The 19,470-nt window shown below is 54.1% G+C and carries 19 protein-coding genes; 5 read left to right on the forward strand and 14 right to left on the reverse strand.

Translation table 11 applies throughout. The annotated features are described in order from the left end of the window. Positions 1–124 precede the first annotated feature (124 nt). Together JL719_RS09280 and JL719_RS09285 are read right to left on the reverse strand one after the other, a co-directional pair. Entirely contained in the window at positions 125–1,621 is a 1,497-nt protein-coding gene (locus JL719_RS09280) for a PepSY domain-containing protein (protein ID WP_033156680.1), read from the reverse strand. Beyond that, positions 1,621–3,972, reverse strand: coding sequence for a TonB-dependent receptor (locus tag JL719_RS09285; protein WP_033156679.1), 2,352 nt, complete (start codon positions 3,970–3,972; stop codon positions 1,621–1,623). Before JL719_RS09285 ends, JL719_RS09280 begins: the two co-directional genes overlap by 1 nt. Positions 3,973–4,270: 298 nt before the next feature. Here JL719_RS09285 and JL719_RS09290 point away from each other — a divergent pair, with 298 nt between their 5' ends. Both JL719_RS09290 and JL719_RS24285 read left to right on the forward strand, forming a co-directional pair. Further along, the gene (locus JL719_RS09290) at positions 4,271–5,665 is read left to right on the forward strand and encodes an L-lactate MFS transporter (RefSeq protein WP_033156678.1); all 1,395 of its coding nucleotides are present in this window, start codon (positions 4,271–4,273) and stop codon (positions 5,663–5,665) included. A 19-nt stretch (positions 5,666–5,684) separates the two neighbouring features. Next, positions 5,685–5,813 carry an MFS transporter small subunit gene (locus JL719_RS24285; protein WP_256438971.1) on the forward strand — a complete coding sequence of 43 codons (129 nt, stop codon included), beginning with the start codon at positions 5,685–5,687 and terminating at the stop codon, positions 5,811–5,813. Between the two features lie 3 nt (positions 5,814–5,816). Here JL719_RS24285 and JL719_RS09295 read toward each other — a convergent pair whose 3' ends face one another. Next, on the reverse strand, positions 5,817–6,986 hold the full coding sequence (locus JL719_RS09295; protein WP_033156677.1) for a right-handed parallel beta-helix repeat-containing protein: 1,170 nt from the start codon (positions 6,984–6,986) through the stop codon (positions 5,817–5,819). A 208-nt stretch (positions 6,987–7,194) separates the two neighbouring features. On the opposite strand from JL719_RS09295, the gene JL719_RS09300 reads away from it, so the two are divergent. Beyond that, positions 7,195–7,551 carry a hypothetical protein gene (locus tag JL719_RS09300; RefSeq protein WP_020481539.1) on the forward strand — a complete coding sequence of 119 codons (357 nt, stop codon included), beginning with the start codon at positions 7,195–7,197 and terminating at the stop codon, positions 7,549–7,551. A 30-nt stretch (positions 7,552–7,581) separates the two neighbouring features. On the opposite strand, the gene JL719_RS09305 is transcribed toward JL719_RS09300, so the two are convergent. Beyond that, positions 7,582–9,612 carry a methyl-accepting chemotaxis protein gene (locus JL719_RS09305; protein ID WP_051669983.1) on the reverse strand — a complete coding sequence of 677 codons (2,031 nt, stop codon included), beginning with the start codon at positions 9,610–9,612 and terminating at the stop codon, positions 7,582–7,584. Between the two features lie 411 nt (positions 9,613–10,023). Here JL719_RS09305 and JL719_RS09310 point away from each other — a divergent pair, with 411 nt between their 5' ends. Next, positions 10,024–10,419, forward strand: coding sequence for a CBS domain-containing protein (locus JL719_RS09310; protein WP_033156676.1), 396 nt, complete (start codon positions 10,024–10,026; stop codon positions 10,417–10,419). Between the two features lie 62 nt (positions 10,420–10,481). Here JL719_RS09310 and JL719_RS09315 read toward each other — a convergent pair whose 3' ends face one another. The 7 genes from JL719_RS09315 to JL719_RS23995 all read right to left on the reverse strand — a co-directional run bounded on the left by JL719_RS09315 (position 10,482) and on the right by JL719_RS23995 (position 13,641). Next, positions 10,482–10,994, reverse strand: coding sequence for a hypothetical protein (locus JL719_RS09315; protein ID WP_033156675.1), 513 nt, complete (start codon positions 10,992–10,994; stop codon positions 10,482–10,484). A 260-nt stretch (positions 10,995–11,254) separates the two neighbouring features. Continuing rightward, positions 11,255–11,824: a hypothetical protein gene (locus tag JL719_RS09320; protein WP_051669981.1), complete on the reverse strand. Its 570-nt coding sequence runs from the start codon at positions 11,822–11,824 to the stop codon at positions 11,255–11,257. 313 nt (positions 11,825–12,137) lie between these two features. Beyond that, positions 12,138–12,584, reverse strand: a complete 447-nt coding sequence (gene dtd, locus JL719_RS09325) for a D-aminoacyl-tRNA deacylase (protein WP_033156673.1) — start codon at positions 12,582–12,584, stop codon at positions 12,138–12,140. After that, positions 12,581–12,991: a gamma-glutamylcyclotransferase family protein gene (locus JL719_RS09330; RefSeq protein WP_033156672.1), complete on the reverse strand. Its 411-nt coding sequence runs from the start codon at positions 12,989–12,991 to the stop codon at positions 12,581–12,583. The genes dtd and JL719_RS09330 overlap by 4 nt, the downstream gene beginning before the upstream one ends. Continuing rightward, on the reverse strand, positions 12,988–13,152 hold the full coding sequence (locus JL719_RS09335; RefSeq protein WP_165385942.1) for a hypothetical protein: 165 nt from the start codon (positions 13,150–13,152) through the stop codon (positions 12,988–12,990). The genes JL719_RS09330 and JL719_RS09335 overlap by 4 nt, the downstream gene beginning before the upstream one ends. Before the next feature lies 1 nt (position 13,153). Next, a complete protein-coding gene (locus JL719_RS23990) occupies positions 13,154–13,399 on the reverse strand; it encodes a GreA/GreB family elongation factor (RefSeq protein ID WP_225893080.1) in 246 nt (81 codons plus the stop codon). A gap of 5 nt (positions 13,400–13,404) precedes the next feature. Further along, positions 13,405–13,641: a hypothetical protein gene (locus JL719_RS23995; RefSeq protein WP_225893081.1), complete on the reverse strand. Its 237-nt coding sequence runs from the start codon at positions 13,639–13,641 to the stop codon at positions 13,405–13,407. A gap of 57 nt (positions 13,642–13,698) precedes the next feature. Between JL719_RS23995 and JL719_RS09345 the strand changes: the two genes are divergently transcribed. Next, a complete protein-coding gene (locus JL719_RS09345) occupies positions 13,699–14,175 on the forward strand; it encodes an FKBP-type peptidyl-prolyl cis-trans isomerase (protein WP_033156671.1) in 477 nt (158 codons plus the stop codon). A gap of 75 nt (positions 14,176–14,250) precedes the next feature. Here the strand turns inward: JL719_RS09345 and JL719_RS09350 are convergent, their stop codons facing one another. The 3 genes from JL719_RS09350 to JL719_RS09360 are packed head-to-tail and all read right to left on the reverse strand — an operon-like array spanning position 14,251 to position 19,465. Continuing rightward, on the reverse strand, positions 14,251–16,062 hold the full coding sequence (locus JL719_RS09350) for a TolC family protein (RefSeq protein WP_225893082.1): 1,812 nt from the start codon (positions 16,060–16,062) through the stop codon (positions 14,251–14,253). A gap of 6 nt (positions 16,063–16,068) precedes the next feature. Beyond that, entirely contained in the window at positions 16,069–17,379 is a 1,311-nt protein-coding gene (locus tag JL719_RS09355) for an HlyD family secretion protein (protein WP_033156670.1), read from the reverse strand. Next, positions 17,372–19,465, reverse strand: coding sequence for a peptidase domain-containing ABC transporter (locus JL719_RS09360; RefSeq protein WP_033156669.1), 2,094 nt, complete (start codon positions 19,463–19,465; stop codon positions 17,372–17,374). Before JL719_RS09360 ends, JL719_RS09355 begins: the two co-directional genes overlap by 8 nt. Positions 19,466–19,470: the final 5 nt, after the last annotated feature.

Below are 19,470 nucleotides of genomic sequence, written 5' to 3' on the forward strand. Positions count from 1 at the left end.
ACAGAATAAGCGTTTTGGCTGACGTTTTCTAACGGTTATCGACTAAGCCGATCAGGCTTGGGGAGAGCTGATAAGGGATGGGTGGCTCCCGTCTGTTTGGAAACGACGGTATGCGTGGGTTGGCTTAATGAATAGCCAGCTTGCGCTTCGCACGCCGCCAGCCGATGACGATACCGCTCGCGCTAATCAACAAGCCGCCGGTGCTGAATACTATCAACACAATATCCCAGACCGGCCGATTGTTCAGTAAAGGCAGCCAGTCCCAACTGTGTAAAAAGGCAAATAGCCAGCGGCTGACGCGCCTACCGGCATCGAGTTTACTGAAGTGACCGGTGTAGGGGTCGAGATGCAGCCAGGTGCTGTCGGCGTCAGCAAATTCCAAACGCAGGATAGGCAAACGTTTGTCGATGTGCCCGGTCATGGTATGCGCGGCGCGGCTGTAGTAGTAAAAATCGTATTCGTTTAACACGCTTTGCCTGGCAATTTTATTCGGAGCCATGAGCCGTTCGGCTGCGGTTTGCAGGGCCGGCCACTCGAATTTCTCGAAAACCCGGCTATCAGTCTGCGCCGTCTGGATACGGCTGCGGCCCTGACCATCAAAAGCAATGTAAAAACCTTGGCAGTTCAGTACGCGCCATTCGATTTCCCGCGGCTGAAACCCGGTATTTTGAAAACGCGCCAAGGCTTCCGCTGCGGACAACGGGAAATACTGCGGCGAAATGTCTCCGCCCATGTAGGTCTGGAGCTTGGGTTTGGCGGCGGTGGAGTCGAATATTTTCCACGGATTCATCGAAAATAAGCCACTGAGTATCCAAGTGAAGGCGATTACGCCAAAGCCCAATCCCAGCAGGTGATGCCACCGCATCCAGGCCTCGCGGTATGGGGTTTTTGTGCCATGTTTGTAACGGCCCTGAAAACGCCAACGCAGTATGCCAACGATTAGGCCAAGCAAACTTAATACCGAACCGGCCAGCGCGGTGTAAATGACAATGTCCGCCGCGTAACGATCCAAAGCGCCGCCGCGAAACGGATATAGCCAATGAATCCAGGCGCCCAGCCAGTTCCAGGTGCGTTCGTGGCGAGTGGCATCGCGCACCACTTCGCCGGTAGTGTTGGAAATATAAAGCAGCGTGGCTTGCTCGTCGGCCATTTGCACGCGGTGCAGCGGCCGATGTTCGTCCAGCGCTTTGGAATGCGTCCAGGCGTCTTCGTCGATGCGATCCAGATAATAGCCGTCAGCCGTCGCCAGAAAGCTGCCGGCTGACGCTAAGGCCTGGGCCGGCGTCACCTGATCGACACGGTTCCCGGTTTCGGCATCCACGGCGATTTGGGTTTTGCCGTAAGCAAATACATAACGCGGCGCGCCGGCAACGCTGGTCAAGCGCACGCTATCGGGACTTTTGGCTTGAGCACTAGCTTCCAATGCTTGTGCAAGGTTGATGCGGCAGCGCTCAGCCGCCAAGCCAGGCAAGGCGCTCAGCTTTTCCTGTGGCGTCAGTTTGGGGTAGCCGACATACATCATCACGACGCCGGATACGAACCACATGGCCATGAAACAGCACAAGGCTATACCCAGCCAACGGTGAACCAGATATAGATTGCGCTTTAGCCCGTTGAGCATTAAAAGTCTACTTTCAATTCCATCATGAAGGTACGCGGTGCGGCGACGAAAAATAACGGGGCGTTACCGCCGCTACCCCATTCGACGTATTGCTCGTCGGACAGGTTTTTAACCCGCGCGGTGACAGTGGCTTTTGGATTAAATTTCCAGGACAGTTGGGTATCGAATACCGCATAAGCCGGGGTTTTGATCAAGTTGGCGGTATCGACGAAACGGTCGCCGACGTAGCGCGAGCCAAAACTCCATTGCCAGTCGGCATCGAAATCCCAGGTCAGCCAGGCATTAGCCACCCATTTTGCGACATTGGCCGGCCGATTGCCTTTTCTTGACACCGTGCTGGTGCCGACGGTTTCCAGGAATTTGTCGTACTGGGCATCGACGTAGGCCATGTTGCCTTGCACGCTCCATTCGTCGGTGAGTTGTACCCCAATATTGGCCTCTACACCGCCGGAGGACTGTGCGCCAATCGGTAACTGCCGATTTCGGTCCGTCGGATCGGTTATCGATAGATTTTTCCGTTCGATGTAATAGCCTGCCAGTGTCGCCGAGCCTTTGCCGTCCCAAAAGTCGAATTTGGTGCCTACTTCTGCTTGCCGGCCGGTGGTGAGATCGAAGTCTTGCAGCGCGGCGAAGGTGCCGGTGGTCAAAATCCCGGACGGCGGATCGGCTGCGGTGCTGTATTGCGCATAAACGTTAAAGGTGGAGGTGATGTCGTACATCAACGCTGCCCGCCAAGTCACAGCCGTCCAGCGGCGGCCGAAAGCGGCGGGGCTGGTGGCGGTCGGAGGCACAAAGGAAGTGCGTAGATTTTTCGCATCCAGACGAATATCGTCTACCCGCACGCCGGTGATCAAATTCAGATCGGGCACCAGGGTCAGGCGGTTTTCGGCATAACCGGCGACGGTATACAGTTCGTTGCGGGCGTTGGAGATTGGCCCGGTGGCCAGAGGGTTGTCGTAGTAGGTGCCGGTGCTGAAATTGTATGGGTTAACGATACTGACGGTGCCTGTCGAGCTTTCCATGCTGGGTGCGCGGGTTTGCTTGTTGTAGGCAATGTCGACCCCGGCCGAAATTTTCGAAGGCAGGCTGAACCAATTACTGCTATGCACGATTTCGAATCGGTTGCCGACCAAAGCCTGATCGTGATTTACCGCAAACGATTTATTGCGGGTAATCAGGGTATTCGTGCTGTTCCAGTCGTAACCTTCTACGTTTAAATACTGGCGATCCGCTTTGTAATAGTAAAAGGTGTTTTTGAATTGGGTGTTATCGGACAGTTGATAGTCGACAATGTCGCGTAACCAAAACACCTGCTGATCAAATACCGAACCACTGGCGTTATAGTTTTTAAAGCGGGTGCCGGGGTCTATTTGGCCTTCGGTGGGCCCTAAACCGGCGGTACCCCAGGGGACTATTCTACCGTTGACGACCGGATTCAGTACCGGCGTGCCCCAGTAAGAATCGCGGTCTTCCATCTGATGCTCGAAAGCGATGGTGTGCGACAGATTGGACGTAATGTCGCTTAACAAGGAAAACGACATCACGCCGGAATCGGCTTCCGTGTGGTCGATATAGCCTTCGGACCCCAAATAACTGATGTCGGCTTGCAGCCAGTTATCGGTATTGCCGAGTTGGCCGTTGAAACCGTAGGACGCCCGGCGATTTAAGTATTCTCCCAGCGAAACTAAGCCGTGATGTTCATCCGGGCCGCGATGCGCAATTTTGCTGACATAGTTGACCGAGCCGCCTACTGCACCTTGGCCGTATAAAAATGTGGACGGCCCACCCAAGACTTCGACGCGATCAGTGAGCCAACTATCGATGGGGCGGGCGGCCACGACATCATATTGCACGGTAATGCCGTTGAACAGCTGCGTGATTTGCGAACCGGTGAAACCCCGCATCGACACCGAGCCCGCCGAGCCGGGTTGCGACGATACGATTATGCCTGGGGCTCTTTCCAAGGCTTCCTGCGTAGTCTGCGCGCCGCGCTTTTCGAAAGTTGCCCGATCAATAATCGTGATCGAAGCCGGCGTTTCGCGAGGTGTCAGGCCCAGGCGGCTGCCGGTAGCGGCTTCGGTATCCAGTTGCGGTTTTTGGTTGGGTGGATTAAAGGGAGCCGTTCCCGCTACGGTGACTGTATCCAGTGTAGTGGTGGTGTCGCTGGTTTGGCTTTGGCTAGTGGTTCTGGCCGTTTTGGTTTTGCTGTTGGTCTCGCTGGTTTTTAGATCCTCGGTCGGCGATGGCTCGGCAGCGTGAGCGATGCCGTGCAGCGAAAACAGCAAGGCGGCGACGCCTGCTAGGTGGCCGGGTTGGGCAACTGGAAAATCCTGTAACTTGGTTTTTTTCATTGTTTTTATCAGGTATTTAGAAGTTAGAAGGCTTTTGGGTGGCAGCAATTAGTGTGCCGGGAACGGAAGTCCCAACACGGCGGGTGTTGCAGGGCATAAGGGCTGAGTTTTTTAATTAATCTATGTTAGATAAATGGACGGTTTCGCGGTATATGGCTTGTTTCGCCGGCTTGGTACTGATTTAGGTCCGCGGATATTGGACTTAAAGCCCACCGGCCGGCAATGCTAAAATGCCGCATGGGCCGGCGCTGCGGTAAAACGCCACTATCAAAAATTTAGTTAAACAATGGATTCAAGTATGTCGGGATTTTTTTCCAAACAACATAGCGTCGCGCAGCCCGGCTATAGCCGTTGGTTAGTGCCGCCGGCGGCTTTATCGGTGCATCTGTGCATCGGCCAAGCCTATGCGTTCAGTGTGTTCAACGATCCATTGACTCGGGTAATAGGCATCGGTACCTCCGCGCCGGAGGATTGGAAGCTGACGACGCTGGGCTGGATATTCAGCCTGGCGATTGTGTTTTTAGGGTTGTCGGCGGCGTTCGGCGGTAAATGGCTGGAAAAAGTCGGGCCACGCCTGACGATGTTCGTTGCGGCTTGCTGTTTTGGCGGTGGTTTTTTAATCTCCGCACTGGGCGTGCACCTGCATGAAATTTGGCTGATTTATCTGGGTTATGGGGTGATTGGCGGTATTGGTTTGGGTTTGGGCTATGTGTCGCCGGTATCGACGTTGATCAAATGGTTTCCCGACCGGCGCGGTATGGCGACCGGTATGGCTATCATGGGTTTCGGCGGCGGGGCGATGATAGGCGCGCCCTTATCGGTGTTGCTGATGGACCAGTTTAAATCGGCCGAATCGGTTGGCGTAGTGCAAACATTTTTGGTGATGGGCGGCCTGTATTTTTGTTCGATGCTGATAGGTGCATTGACCATCCGCATCCCGCCGCCTGATTGGCAGCCTGCGGGATGGACGCCGCCGCTGGTGCAAAACAAAATGATCACCGATAAGCACGTGCATATCGACCAAGCTTTAAAAACCCCGCAATTTTATTTGCTGTGGCTGGTACTGTGCCTGAATGTGACGGCCGGTATCGGTGTGCTGGGGCAAGCTTCGGTGATGATACAGGAGATGTTTAAAGGCTCGGTAACGCCGGCCTCGGCGGCCGGTTTCGTCGGTTTGCTGAGTTTGTTCAATATGGGCGGGCGGTTTTTTTGGTCGTCGGCGTCGGATTATCTCGGGCGTAAAAACACCTATTTTATTTTTTTCGCGGTGGGCGCTGGCTTGTATTCCACCATACCTACCATGGGTATGAGCGGCAATATGGCGCTGTTCGTGTTGCTGTACGCCTTGATCATGAGTATGTACGGCGGCGGTTTTTCGACGATTCCGGCTTATTTAGCGGATATTTTCGGCACGCGCTTTGTCGGCGGAATCCATGGCCGCTTATTAACCGCTTGGTCAACCGCTGGCGTGTTGGGGCCGGTGTTGGTGAATTACATTCGCGAATATCAAATAGGCCAGGGCGTGGCTAAGGCCGATGCCTACAACGTCACCATGTACATTATGGCCGGACTATTGGTGGTGGGTTTTATCGCCAATCTATCGATCCGCCCGGTGCATGAGAAACATCATATGAAACACGGCGATTTCGACGAGCTGGACGGTATTTATCCGGCTGACGAAGCCGAACATTAAGTAAGGCAGGGCACTTTTTATGAATAACTCCGAATCGGGCAAATCTTCCAGCCCCTGGCTGTTGGCGGTATTCTGGCTTTATGTACTGATCCCGCTCAGTTGGGGTGTGTGGTCAACGTTGAAAAAGGCCTTGGCTTTGTTCAGCTGAGGTTTAATCGGGCTGTTTGGCGATAAATTCGTAGGCGCCCACATCAAGCGGTCCTTGTTGGCGGCGTTTTTCGCTGCCGCGCGGATGGCGATAGACAAATTGGGGATTAAGCAGCATCCCGTTGGCGGCGAGTCCGGGGGAGATGCCCTGATCGATTGCCGGCGCATTAGGTTTCAGGCGGTAATCGTAACTTGCCGGATCAAGTAACACCTTGGCCTTAGCCTTGAGGTCGTGGTTTTCCTGGTTGGGGCCAATCATGGCGGTGGCTTCGCCTATCAACAGATTGTTGATTAACATCGCGGTGGCAATACTGTGATTATGCAGAAACGAGCCGCCGGGGTAATCGTTGACGAAAGTGTTGTTCACCAGATATAGCTGTTGATTCGGCTGAGTTTGGTTGTGTTCGGCGGCAAAAGCCAGCATCGCGGCATTTTCGGTGTTGGCGCTTTGATGAAACAGATTGCCAATCAAGTAGCCGGCACCGCCATCCGGTAAGTCCACCAAATAGCTGGAGCCGTTACGCTCGTCGGTGATGCGATTGTAAAGAATATAGTTTTCCCTGGCCCGCGATTTGACGTTATGGCCGGTGCTGGCATCGTGGATATAAGAATTTTGCAGGGTAAAACGGCGGATATTGCCAATGTAGATGTTATGGCCGAGTTTACCGTAGCGCGGATAATCGACGGTGTTGTCGTTAAACTCCGAATTTTCAATCAAGATGTCGCTGTCAGGGTTAACGCCGGTCAAGATACCCATCTGGTTATGATGAAAATGGCAATTCCTTAGAGTCAGATGAGTACCTTCGAAGCGGATGCCGGCACCGTTCAGCGCCGGTGCGCTGGCCCCGGAAAGTTCGATATTTTCAACGACCGTGTCATTGCCTTTTAGTACCCAAATCGCTTTGCCTTCCGCTGAATTGCCAAGTGCTTCCAGGTGGGCGCCGCCTGCCATTCCGCGTATGGTCAAGCGCTGCTGCGGCCAACTGGCGACGTCGCCCTGGTATAGCCCGGCATCGATGCTGACCACATCGCCGTCTTTGGCGAGTCTTGCAGCCGCGCTAGGCAGCTTAAGCGCGCGCTGCGGGCCGACTTGCCAATTGGTGCCGTGCGCCGGGAAGGCCAGCAGCCAACTAACCACACTGATCAAACATCCCGACAATATCAAGCGATGCATCCCGACTCCTGGTTGTGGGCAGCTGTAAAATTCACTAATCCCAAGCGCTATGTTCTGTCTGATCGGCAGCGCCTTACAAAGGCGTCGGACTGAACTTGCAATATTTAAAGTAATACTTGGGCCAGATAAGAGTATTATCCTGTCATCAGGCATATTTGCCAGACCTACGACTTGATTATAAGAATAGCGAGACGCTACTGGAGGAACTATGGCTTCACTTGATATGCAAGGGGCTTACGATTTGAGCAATGCCAAAATCAACGAATTAATTACGGAAAGCGCCGAAGGCAATTACGCCTTGGGCATTATTAATCAAAAAACCAATAAGTTTGTCGTCAAATACGTCGGCCGTTCGGAAACCGACCTAAACGCCCGCTTGAAGCAACATGTCGGCAGGTATCCCAAATTTAAGTTTAGCTATGCCGCATCGCCCAAGGCCGCATTCGAAAAAGTCTGCCAAAACTATCATGATTTCGGCGGCTCGAAAAAACTGCTGAATCATGTGCACCCGACGCGGCCAGCGGACGTCGATTGGAAATGCCCCTGCTGCAACGCGTTCGATTGAGTTTTTGAGCCGAGTATTTTCAGGCCGCGGCTAATAAGTTGCGGAGTGGTTGAAAAAGGCAAAACAGGCTTTTAAGCTCTGTGCGGATTCCGGTGACATGAATTCGTTGAATTTGACGCCGTAGTGGTGTTCGTCATCCACGGGTTTGTGCCAGACTAGGGTGCAGGTAAGCTCCAGTGGCAGTTGGGACTCGTATTGCTGAATATTGTCGTACGGAATGCGCAGTTGAATGGCAATCGAGCTGTTTAGCGGGCAGGGCAGTTCCACAGGCAGACGCAAACAGGCACCGGACATGCTGAAATCAGCAGTGACGCCGTCGAGAACCAAGTCGGCGATTTCGACATGGGCCAGCAAGTATTGGCTGCTGCGCGGAAATTTACGATTCTCGTTGGCGGCGGGGGTCGCCGTCCACTGCGCATCGAAGCTAAAGTGTTCCAGCATAGTGCGCATTTTTTCGGTCACCACGTAAAGGTCGTCACTGATGGTTCGAGTGATGTGCACTTTGGATTCGTTCTGTCCCAGCGCGTCGAATAAAGCTTCTACCCGGGTCTGCAATTGGTTGACGTTTTCCAGTTGATATTTGGACACCTGGGAGATTTGCTGCGCCGTACCCGCATTTTCTGCTATCTGACCTACAATCTCGTTGATGACTACACTGGTGGTTTCGGCTTTTTCCATGCCCTGTTTGGTGGTCTGGATGATGGAGCCCATCGCCAGAGTATTTTCTTCGATGATTTTGGTTAATTCGCCAATAATGCTGGCAATTTCGGCGGTAGCGCCGGAAGCGTTTTGCGCCAGCTTACGCACTTCATCGGCTACCACCGCAAAACCTCTGCCGTATTCACCGGCTCTGGCGGCTTCGATGGCCGCGTTTAAGGCCAGTAGATTGGTTTGCTCGGTGATGTTGCGGATGGTGGTGGTAATATCCTGAATTTGCCGATTAGCTTGGCGCAGTGCCACGGTTTTAGCTTCCGCGTTTTCCACTTCCTTCACAACTCTGCGCATTTCGTCGAGATTTTCGTTGACGGCGACAATGCCTTTTTGTGCCGTGTTTTGCGTTTGCTGGGTGCGGTGGCGAATCTCAACGGAAAAGCGTTCGACTTCTTCGGTGGTGTTACGTAATTGTTCGGTAGCGGTTTTTACCTCGGACGATCTGGCTTGTTCCGATCGGTTGGCATTGGAAATACCGCCGGAAATATTGGATATTTGGTAGGAAGACTGGCCGATTTGCTTGCTAACCGCATTGATCTCGCGCATATGGCGGGTTAGTTCCTGGCCCATGAGCTTCATGGTCGCCAATAGGCTGTTGGTATCGTTTTTCTCAGTGGCGACTTTGATGTCTAATTGGCCCTTGGCGATACTGCCGGCAATTTTCGACGCATAGCTGGGCTCGCCGCCCAACACGCTAAATAATTTTCGCGTCAGCCAGATATTGGCTGACACGATCAATAGTAAAGCCAGACCGGCAACCGTGGCGCTGACCGTAAACATCTGGCTTTGCATCTGATTTTGCTGCTGTGAGGCGGCGTTGGCTTGCTGTTCCACGCTGCCGGCAAGCTGATTGAGTTTGTCGGCCAGAATTTCCGAAGCCGCGTCGAAGCCATTTTCCGGCGCTTTCATGATCAGGTTGCCGGCTTCACGGCCTTGCTGAAAATAGGCGTTTGCCATGCGTTCGCCGGTGGCATAAAGCTCTGTCACGGCGTTATCGGCGTCCTTAATCGCCGGGTTCATGTCCGGCATCATCGCCAGTAAACTCGTCAGTTCCGCGTGAGCGGCATTTTTTTCCGCCAAGGCGTCGCTGTAATCGTCTTCGCCTACCGCTGATGCATCGGTGAGAAATTGCTGGATTTGTACGACGTGATAGCGAACATTTTTAAATGCCAGCGTCGCATTTATCAGACGTTGTTTTTCGGCTTCCGCTGTTTCCAGTTTGCCGTGGCTAAGCCACACAAACATATTGCCGACTATCAGCAATAAAGCCACCGTGGCGGTCAGTACGGTCAACAGTTTGCGTAAGGAAAAGTCCTGGGGTGCGGACTGATTACTATGGCGATCAAGCATAAGCGGTATCCATTTTCAGCAGAAACGTCAATGTGCGGTTTCACAAGTTTAGACTGATACGCGAGTTGCATAATCATTTTGCAACTTACAAAGCCCGCCGTTGAATGTCGTCGTATCCGCACGGCCGGGAACGCAAATCTCAACGGTCTGGCAGAAAATTCCTACATTACTGAAAATGGCCGTTACAAGGAGTTTGCGGGTGGGGGGGCAGCATTAATTCGTTAGCCCGGAATGGGTGGCCGACGCCGAAATCAACCGGTATTTCGGTGGCTGCTGCTTTGGAATAATAAAGCTAGCTAGTGTGGGGAATTTTTATAATAATCGCATAGGGCAGAAGTCAGCTGGTCGCCGAACCGGTCGGTCCCGAGGCTGTCCAAGTGTAGAATAAAAAATAATAACAGGAGGTACACCATGCTAGCCAAAATAGCTGTAGTCGATTACATGTCGACCAAAATCGTTACCGTTACCCCCGATACCGAAATTTCTCAGGCTGTTAAGATTTTGCTGGACCACAAAGTAACCAGCGTGCCGGTTGTGGACCAACACGGTAAGTTGGTGGGGATATTTTCCGAAAAAGACGGCATGAAGGTGTTTGTCGAATCCGCTTACAACCAAAGCATGGCTGGAAAAGTAGGTGAGTTCATGAGCAAAGACCCGCAATTTGTGAGTGCCGATGCCAGTCTGGTGGATGTCGCCAGCAAATTTCAGGAATCGCCGACCAGGAGTTTCCCGGTTTTTCAAAACGATCAGTTTGTCGGCATGATTAGCCGCGTTGATGTGTTAAGAGCACTGTTAGCCATTCGTTAGATGTGTTAGTTCAAGAGTAGACTGCCATTCCCCTGGGATGGTGGTCTGCCCCTTGTCCCGTCTTATTGCCGCACGCCTGCCGACACGTAGGTACCCATGATGGTATCGGTGCAGGTTGCGGTAATCTTCGCGCCGTTCGGCGTTACCGTGCCGGTGCAATTGCCCTTCGAAACCCAGCCGTTTTGGTACTGCGCGGTGTAATCGTAAGTCAGGGTTTGCCCGATCAGATTACCGCTGCCTTTTGATGTATAGCCCACGCCTTGCGCCAACATTCCCCAGCCCTGGAATTCAAAACTGTCGCTCTGTTGGTTGATGTGGGTGCCGCCTGCGGTAGGCGCGGCGGGGTTATACCAGTCGCCGCTGATGTTGATGACTGGCACAGGCTCCACTACTGCCGGTTTTGCCGGGGCAATCGGCGGAGAAATTGCCGTCACGGTTTGCTGTGCCGGCGGCGATTCTACGGCCTTTTGTTGTCCAGTCAATTTATCCCAGTTAGAGATAATAGCGACACTGATCGAGCCGATGACACCAATGATCGCGGCGGCGATAGCGGGATTTTGATTGGATTCGGCCATAAGTTCCTCTGTTGCTGCATAAAAATGTCCGGCCGCCTGAGGTGGCACAGTTTGAGAATTTAGCGCAGATGTAAACGATTCGGCAATCTAAAAGATGCGCTCGTCGGCTAAAGAATAAATGGGAGAGAGTTAAGAGGCTGGATCTAGCCGAGTGAAGAGGGCGGTAGGGGGCTTTTCGAGCGGGCTGGACTGGTTTGACTGGGCCTAACTGCGGTCACTACATCACCGCAGTGAGGCCCAATCGGATCTGAGGTTACAGATTATTTATCGCATTTATGCGCGGAGCCGCAGCAATCGGCCATGTCGCCGCCGTGCTTTTTGCAATGATCCGCACTGCAATCATGGGCTGCGCCGCCTTGATGATGGGCGCAATGGTGGCTGCTGCAATTGGCGGCAGCGGCGGCTTCGTGATGGGCACAATGCTCGGCACCGCATTGGTGGGCGCTGGCATGGGCATCTTGCGCGCAATGTTGGGCGCAGACTTTATCTTTAGCACCTGGGTGATCGGCGCAATGTTTCGCGCAATCGTGTTCGGCTGCGGCTTTGTCGGCACAATGTTTCAGGCAAGCTTTGCCTTTTTTACCTTTGTGTTTGGCGCAATGTTCAACGCAATTGTGCGCTGCGGCATCGGCTTTATGTTTAGCGCAATGTTCCGGAGACATGGCGGGTGCCGCCGCTGGCGCGGGGGCAGCAGTTTCAGCCGGTGCAGCGGTTACAGGCGTCACGACCGCAGGCTCAGCAGTTGCTTCGACCGGTTTTGCGGATTCGCAGCCTGTCAGGGTCAGCAAAGCCGGCAAGGTTAAGGCGATTAGCAAATGTTGAATTTTCATAAGTATTTCTCTGTGGGTGATAAAGGAGGCGCAATTGTAGGGGTAAGGTGCACGTTAGGCAAATAAAATTGTGTTATTTAACACAGAATAATTTATTGGCGAGCGCGCCTATCTGACAGTGACTGCCAAGCCGTTCCTCAATTTCCTTGGGTTTGTCACGCCCGCGAAGGCGGGAGCCGTTACATCTTACGGCGAATCCACTCTAGCGGCTGAGCTTGCGCCTTTGCGGGAGCGATAATATTTAAGGGCGGGTTGGTAATTCGACCGGGTGAGCGGTCAGGCAGTGATTCCCGAATCCAAACGGTATGCAAAATTACTTTTCCAGACAACGTAAGGTAAAAGTCACCGGGCCGTCGTTGATCAACGCTACTTTCATGTCGGCGCCGAATTCGCCGAACTGGCTGCTTGGGTAAATCTCCAGCGCGCGCTTTTGCAAATACGCGAATAATTCCCGGCCCATTGCCGGCGGCGCGGCCGAGGCAAAACTGGGCCGGTTGCCGGTATCGGTGTTGGCCGCCAAGGTAAATTGCGGTACCAGCAGCAGGCCGCCTTGAATATCGCGCAGACTCAGATTCATTTTGTCGTCCGCGTCCGCAAAGATGCGGTAATTCAAAATCCGCTCCAGCAAGCGGTCCGCTTGCTTGGGGGTGTCGGCTTTCTCGACAGCCACCAGCGCCATAATGCCGGTGCCGATCACGCCGATGTCGTTGCAGTTGACCGTGACTTTGGCTTGAGTCACGCGCTGGATAATGCTGATCATGTTTTGTCCTTGAGATGATGAAGATAGTCGCCGCTTAAGATCCGCTGCAAACCGGTCGTCGGACGGTTGTATAGGTAGGTCCAAGCGCAAACGCTTTGTCCGTCGGGCAGGTTTACTAAAAGTTGGCGGCGGATGTATTCATGCGGCTGCGGAAAATGCGTGGCGCATTCTTCGTAAATATCCAATACAGACAGTGTGTGTTCGGGGGTGCCAAGTAAGTACAGTTCGCCTTTGATCTGCGTTGTGCCGCGGGTTACGGCGCCTGGATAATTATCGATTTCATACAAATCGCCGTGCATAAACGCAGGGCCTATGTAATCGCAATCGTCTAGAAATGGGTGTTGAGTTTGATCGTCCGGGTTTCTGCGCAGCGTACCGTAGACAAACAGGTATTGCGCGCAGCTCATGAATAGATCTGATCGACCAACGCCTTGAACCAGCGTGGGCGGAACGCGATGACATACAGTAGCGTCAAACCCATCAGCGGAAAGGGGCCTATTTCGACGATGGTCAGCAGCAGAATGATCACGAACCACTTGAATCGGGTAAAGGCGGCTTGCGTACTCATCTTAATACTTGATCGCGGTAATGTAATACCGCGTTTCCTGCTCGGCATGGCGGATTGTCACTTCGTCGTCCAGCATCTTCTTCAATAAGGCTTTCGCCAGAGGTGAGTCCAGGCTGATCAAACCACCCGTAGTATCGATTTCGTCGGCACCGACGATGCGGTAGGTGATTTCCTCTCCATCCATCGTTTCCAAAGTCACCCAGGCACCGAAAAATACCTGATCGCGATTGCTCGGCTTCTCGGACACGACAGTCAACGACGGCAAGCGCTTTTGCAGATAATGAATACGCCGGTCGATTTCTCGTAGTTCTTTTTTGCGGTAACTTCTGCGTTCTCGGAACGATCACCTTCCGCAGCGGCGGCGGACAGGGCTATGGTTACGTGCTTGCGCCGTTCCCAAAGCTGTTTCAACTCGGTTTCCAGGGTCCGATAGCCTTCGGCGGTGATGTAAGGTGAAGATTTGGGGCGGGGCGGTCGCCAGCGTGACATGTTTTTTCGGGGAAAAGGTTATATGATGTCGGCTTTTTTCATCTAGCGAATACGCATATGCAAATCACAGACAAAACGGCTGTTTCCATACATTATACCTTAACCAACCAAGACGGTGAGCAGCTGGACAGTTCCAGAGGCGAGGAACCCTTGTTGTATTTGCATGGCGCGGGCAACATCATTGCGGGTTTGGAAGCCGCTTTAAACGGCAAGCAAGCGGGCGATAAATTCAACGTCACCATCGCTGCCGATCAAGCCTACGGCGAAGTCTCCGAAGAAATGATTCAAGTTGTTTCCAAGAAAATGTTCGACGGGATGGATATTGAAGTCGGGATGCAATTTCACGCCGATGTCAGCCATGGTCCGGGCATCATTACCATCGTGGAGATCGACGGCGACGATATTACCATCGACGGCAACCATCCATTGGCCGGTGAAGATTTGACGTTTGACGTGGAAGTCATGGATGTCAGACCGGCCACAGCCGACGAAGTGGCTCACGGCCATATCCACGGTTCAGGTTGCCATCACTAACCGTCGTTTTCCAACATCAGACCGGTAAGCGATAAACGCGCGGCTTTTATCGCTTACATTCACTCACTACAGTGCTTACTGAGCACTGGCGCTTAGGCCCAAATCGACTCGGCTATGTCCGAGTAAGGTGCCGGTGGCAAACGCCAGGTCTATCATCGACACTTGGTAATCACCGATGGCGCGCACTTCGCGTAATTGCGCTTCACCGAGCCGGGTTAGGGTTTCCAGTACTTCGGTCATGGTCCGCAAGCCTTCTTTAAATTGTTTCAGTTCTGCGTCGTAATTCAAACCGGCCAGTACCACGTTTTGCCGAGTGGCTAAAATGCGTTGCCAGTTCTGGCTCATTTGATCCAGCGAGTCGTAGATTTCTCGGCGCACACTCAATTCCCTGAGTTGTTGCGTCGTCAGACGTTGCATGCGTTCTTGCACGGCTCGATCCAGACGCGCACGGCGCAGCTCGTTGCTGAGTGGGATTTCCATGCGTACGCCCACCGACCAATCCGAATAATTGCCGCTCAAGGTCTGATCAAAAGCGCCACCGTAGGATGACGTGTCGCGGCCCAGTGCGGCGTAGTTGTAATCCAGCATGAACATTGGCAGGGTTTGATTGCTGAGGTAGTCGATCTTGGTCAAGTCAGCGGCCAGCTTTAATTCCAGTTCCAGCAATTCCAGGCGGCCGTCCAGCGCGCGTTGCGCCAATTGCTCGCGGTCCAGATTAAATTCCAGCAGGGTCGGCGAGGTCTCGGGAATCAGCAGCGTTTGTGAATCCAGATCCAGGTCCGGCGCGTTTAATAACAATTTCAGTTGGCGCTGGCGGGTTTTCAGGCTGGTTTCGGCGATGATCAAAGACTCCAGCCGCTCGGCCACGCCGATTTCGGCCCGGTTGATTTCCACGTTGGCTGTCAAGCCTTCCGCCACGCGCTTCCTGACCATGCTCAGATTGTTGGAGGCGTTTTCGTATTGCTGGCGGCGCACGTCCAATTCGCCCCAAGCCACATACAGACTCCAATAAGCGCGCTCAACCATGGCCAACACCCGAATCGCCTGCAGACGGGTTTTTACGTCGACGGCTTGTTGTTCGTAACGGGCGATGCGGATGCCGGCGACGTTATTGGAAATCCCGGCATCGCGCAGTAAGGGCTGGCTGATGGAAAACCGCAGCGCATTTTGATACTGGTCCGAAGCGACACCGCGAAACTGCCGTTTGCCGTCGAACGGTGAACTGACGGTAATTTTGGCGCCGGTACGCAACGGAATCACGATACCGGCTTCCATATCCAGCACCTCGGTTTCCTGCGGCACGGCGGTGAGTTTGTCGATTTCATTTTTCAGCGGCGAAGTGGGATCCACCGGCGTAAAGCTGACGACATCCAGATTTTGCGCCGGGGTGTTTTTCTTGCCGTATTTGGCCTTGGCGAAGATCAAATCGTCGAATTTGGCTTGCTCTTCGCTGACTGAAGTGGCGGCGATTTTTGGATCGGCCTGGGCGATTTTTAAATCCAGGTTATTTTCCAAAGCCATACTGCGCACCGCAGTGATGGACAATTGCTTGCTCGCTTCCGGTGCTGCCTTCGGTAATTCCGGCTTCGTCGCGCTGGGAGGCGGCAGGATAGTCGCCGACTTGGGCCGGCCTTCCTTAAACTTGGGCAAGGCCTGCTCCACAGTTTGCGGCGGCAGTTGCGAAATCGCCGGTAGCGGTAAACCCTCATCAGGTTTCAGGCGTTCTTCCACGCGCTTGACCAGTTTCCGGTCGGGGCTGGTGTCGAGATATTGTCCGCAACTGACCAGCAAAGGTATCAGCAAGAGTGCGCCGATACGCCGCCGGCAGGCTTGCAAGTGTTTGGCCGTAGCCCCTGATGGGTGTTGACGGGATGCGAAACGATTCATGAGCGCTTATTTCAGTTTTTGCCTGACCAAATCGGTCGCAGGCGCTTCCATAGTCATCTGCGGCGGAAAGGCATTCAGTTGCCGCCACAATTCGTAAGCCATCGTTACCCGGTTCAACAACACCCAGCCTTTTACTCTCACGCCTTGGCGGGCGAAGCGTTCTGTCGGCCAGGGGCGGTCGTTGGGATCGGGCACGATCAGCACCCTGAATTTACCCTTGCCGTCGTCAGTGGAGTCCACGAAGGCTACTAAGCCACCGAAGGTACCGACGGCTACTTCGGGCCAGCCGGCGAATTGCAAGGCCGGCCAGCCTTCGAATTGCAGACGTGCATGCCGGCCTGGGGTGATCAATACGGCATCGTTGCCGTCTACCCACAGTTCCACGGCTTTCACATCCATATCAGGCACCAACACCAGCAAGGGATCACCTTGTCTGACAATGTCGCTCTGCGGATTGGCCAGCAGCCTGAGGATGCTGCTGTCGCGCGGCGCTCTGATTTGTTGGGATTGCTGGCGGGAAACATCCACTTCGCTCTTTAACAGGCTGCTGCGGCTGTCTTCCAGTTCGCTTTGGGTTTTGTTGGCAGAGGCCGTCGCCGAGTCGATACGGGCTTGGGCATCGGCGCGAATTCGGCCGATTTCGGCTTCGGCGGCGCGTTGTTCGGCCAAAGCGCCTTCCAGACTGGCTTGGGCGCTGTTTAAGCTGCGTTGCGCGACGATACCGTCGCGTTGTGCCACTTCGTAATCGCGTTGGGATACCAGGCCGTCGCCGATCAATCTTTGCAGACGCTGGGTTTGCACGCTGGCCGTTTCCAGCGTGGCACGGGCGGAGGCAATGGCTTCACTGGCGGAGCGCGCACGTTGCCGTGCCACATCCAGCCGGTATTGCGCGGTAGCCACTTGTAAATCGCGGGTAGCAATCAAATTATCGATTTGCAGGCGATACGCCCGCAGCTCGTCTTCTTTGGCTGCCAATTTCGCTGCGGCTGCCGCGCGTTGTTGTTGTAAGCGTTCCAGCAATTCCGGATCGACATCGGTGATTTCCATCAGTAAATCGCCGGCCTTCACTTTGGCGCCTTCTTTGGCATGCCAACTGACGATACGGCCGGAAACCGGCGCATCCAAGTTCTGTTGGCGTTCCAGCGGCGCAAAGGCGGAGACCCGGCCGATACCGTTGATGTTTTGTTGCCACGGGGTGAGCAGCAAGGCTGGAGGGGTCAACAGAAATAACCAGACGCAAGCCCGCGCTAGACTACTGACCAGGCGAGGAGTATGGGCTGCCGATAGCGCGGACAGCCTGATCTGTAACTCAGTCATGGGCGGCTCCCGGCAAAATTATCTCGCGCCCGCAAAGTGCGGCCAATTCTTTGGATCCGGTCAGCAGCAGTAGGGTCCAGGGCGCGTCTGCGGCAAATAGTGCGGATGCCAACTGTTGCTGTAAACCGCTATCCAAGCCATCGAGTATGCCATCCACGATCAACAAAGTCGGCCGGGCGATGATGGCTCTAGCCAGCATGACTTGTATGGCTTGGCTGTGGGCAAGTGGCGAGCCGCCGGGACTCATGACGGTATCCAAATCCAAGCTAGTTAAGCCGACTTTGGCCAAGACCTCTTGGACATCGGCAACGCTCAGGTTCGCATCGCCAAGCCTGATATTTTCCAGCAGGCTATCGTGAAATATCTCCAGTCGGCTGACGACGGCGATGTTTTGCCGCAAAGTACTCAGGCGCAGCTCATCCAGTGTTTGGCCGTTGAATTGTATCCGGCCGGCTTGTGCTTGCCGCATCCCGCTGATTAGCGACACCAGCGCGGTTTTACCGCTGCCGGGACCGCCTGAAATCGCGACTTTTTCGCTAGGCTGAATGTGCAGCGCAAAATCCGAGAATAATGGCCGCTGCGCGCCGAAGCCGAATTTTAAGCCGCTGATTGTGAGTGACGCCGGACCGTTAAATTCTGCGTCCAACTCGGCCGAATCTTCTAAGGGCAAATCCAGCAAATGGCCGATCTTGTCCGTGCCGGCCATCAAGTCGTAAAAGCCTTCCAGGTGTTTGCCGAATTTGATCAAGGCTAGCAAAGCTGACGAGACGATCAGTTCCGCCGCCACCAATTGCCCCAAAGTTAAATGGCCGTCTATGACCAAGTAGCCGCCGATAGCCAACAAGGCCGTACTGGCGATGGCGTACAGCGCCACGGAGGCGATGACTTGGCCCAGCAGCACGCGGTAATGCTGGCGTTTGGCCGTTAAATAGTCCAGCGAGAGTTGGTCGGTGCGGTTGGCGGCCATCACTGCACCGTTACCGAATTTAAAGGTTTGAATATTCCCGGCAACGCTTTCCAGCCAGGCGACCAAGGCATATTTGCTGATCGATTCCTGAATCGCCGTGGTGACCGCGCCGCGGCCCAACAAAAATATTATTGCCGTGATAGATAACAGCAACACCACATCGAAGGCCAGCAGGAAGGGGTGATAGAAAGCCAGCATGATCAGGCCGACGCAAGTTTGCACCACGGTGCTCAAACCGTCCAAGAGCAGTGCAGAGCCGGCTTTCTGCAAGGTCAATACATCGAAAAAGCGATTGACCAGTTCCGCGCCGTGTTGGCTGTCGTAGGCATCGCTGCGCACCCTGGGCAAGCGATAGGCCAAGTCGGCGGCCAGCCGTACAAAAATCCGCCGCTGCACGATCTCCACCAGATAAGATTCCAGCACAAAAACCGCACCGCCGAAGCTTAGAAAGAAAAACAGTATGGTCGCCAATACGATCAAAGGTTGGCCCATACCGCCCATCGCTACGGTATTGACCAGCGCTTGCACCGCCACCGGCGAAGCCAGCGCCAACAATCCGGAGCCCAAAGCCAAACCCAACAATAACCAGAGATCGTGGCGATCAGCGCGTAACAGCTCCAGCAAGCGGCTAAATGGCGGCATGTGGTTGTGATGGTCTTGGCTGACGGCATTCTCCAGCGGCGCCTGGGCTTGCACTAAAAGCCACTCGCTGATGCCGGCGTCGCTTCGGCCCAGTAGTGCGGCGATGTCAGTCGGTTTGACGTAGCGCTCTTCGATCACCTCGCCTTGAGCAAGGGCCACTCTGACTTTGCCGCCGCGAAATCCGCACAACACTAGCCAGCCGCAGCCATCCGAGAGGCTGGTGAGCAGTGGCGTATGTGGGGATGAAGCGTTGGCGGCTGCAATGGGCGTAAGCAGCGTGCTCTCCATATTCAAACCCAAATGGTCACCGATGCGGCTCAGCGCTATCTGGCTGTCGTCACTGACTGAGTCCAGCCAATGCTCGCGGATGCCTTGGGCTTGGCCGGGGATTTCCAGCAGGTCGAATAAGAATCCCAGCAAGGTTTGCGTCGACTGCTTTCTGTGCGGGTGTTCCTTGTTTCCGGCGTTGATGCTCATACGTA

The organism is Methylomonas sp. LW13, from assembly GCF_016865255.1.
Classification (GTDB): domain Bacteria; phylum Pseudomonadota; class Gammaproteobacteria; order Methylococcales; family Methylomonadaceae; genus Methylomonas.

Coding starts and splice junctions, on each gene's coding strand:
- JL719_RS09280 (WP_033156680.1), bottom strand. CDS start 1,621: ATGCTCAACGGGCTAAAGCGCAATCTATATCTGGTTCACCGTTGGCTG.
- JL719_RS09285 (WP_033156679.1), bottom strand. CDS start 3,972: ATGAAAAAAACCAAGTTACAGGATTTTCCAGTTGCCCAACCCGGCCAC.
- JL719_RS09290 (WP_033156678.1), top strand. CDS start 4,271: ATGTCGGGATTTTTTTCCAAACAACATAGCGTCGCGCAGCCCGGCTAT.
- JL719_RS24285 (WP_256438971.1), top strand. CDS start 5,685: ATGAATAACTCCGAATCGGGCAAATCTTCCAGCCCCTGGCTGTTGGCG.
- JL719_RS09295 (WP_033156677.1), bottom strand. CDS start 6,986: ATGCATCGCTTGATATTGTCGGGATGTTTGATCAGTGTGGTTAGTTGG.
- JL719_RS09300 (WP_020481539.1), top strand. CDS start 7,195: ATGGCTTCACTTGATATGCAAGGGGCTTACGATTTGAGCAATGCCAAA.
- JL719_RS09305 (WP_051669983.1), bottom strand. CDS start 9,612: ATGCTTGATCGCCATAGTAATCAGTCCGCACCCCAGGACTTTTCCTTA.
- JL719_RS09310 (WP_033156676.1), top strand. CDS start 10,024: ATGCTAGCCAAAATAGCTGTAGTCGATTACATGTCGACCAAAATCGTT.
- JL719_RS09315 (WP_033156675.1), bottom strand. CDS start 10,994: ATGGCCGAATCCAATCAAAATCCCGCTATCGCCGCCGCGATCATTGGT.
- JL719_RS09320 (WP_051669981.1), bottom strand. CDS start 11,824: ATGAAAATTCAACATTTGCTAATCGCCTTAACCTTGCCGGCTTTGCTG.
- dtd (WP_033156673.1), bottom strand. CDS start 12,584: ATGATCAGCATTATCCAGCGCGTGACTCAAGCCAAAGTCACGGTCAAC.
- JL719_RS09330 (WP_033156672.1), bottom strand. CDS start 12,991: ATGAGCTGCGCGCAATACCTGTTTGTCTACGGTACGCTGCGCAGAAAC.
- JL719_RS09335 (WP_165385942.1), bottom strand. CDS start 13,152: ATGAGTACGCAAGCCGCCTTTACCCGATTCAAGTGGTTCGTGATCATT.
- JL719_RS23995 (WP_225893081.1), bottom strand. CDS start 13,641: ATGTCACGCTGGCGACCGCCCCGCCCCAAATCTTCACCTTACATCACC.
- JL719_RS09345 (WP_033156671.1), top strand. CDS start 13,699: ATGCAAATCACAGACAAAACGGCTGTTTCCATACATTATACCTTAACC.
- JL719_RS09350 (WP_225893082.1), bottom strand. CDS start 16,062: ATGAATCGTTTCGCATCCCGTCAACACCCATCAGGGGCTACGGCCAAA.
- JL719_RS09355 (WP_033156670.1), bottom strand. CDS start 17,379: ATGACTGAGTTACAGATCAGGCTGTCCGCGCTATCGGCAGCCCATACT.
- JL719_RS09360 (WP_033156669.1), bottom strand. CDS start 19,465: ATGAGCATCAACGCCGGAAACAAGGAACACCCGCACAGAAAGCAGTCG.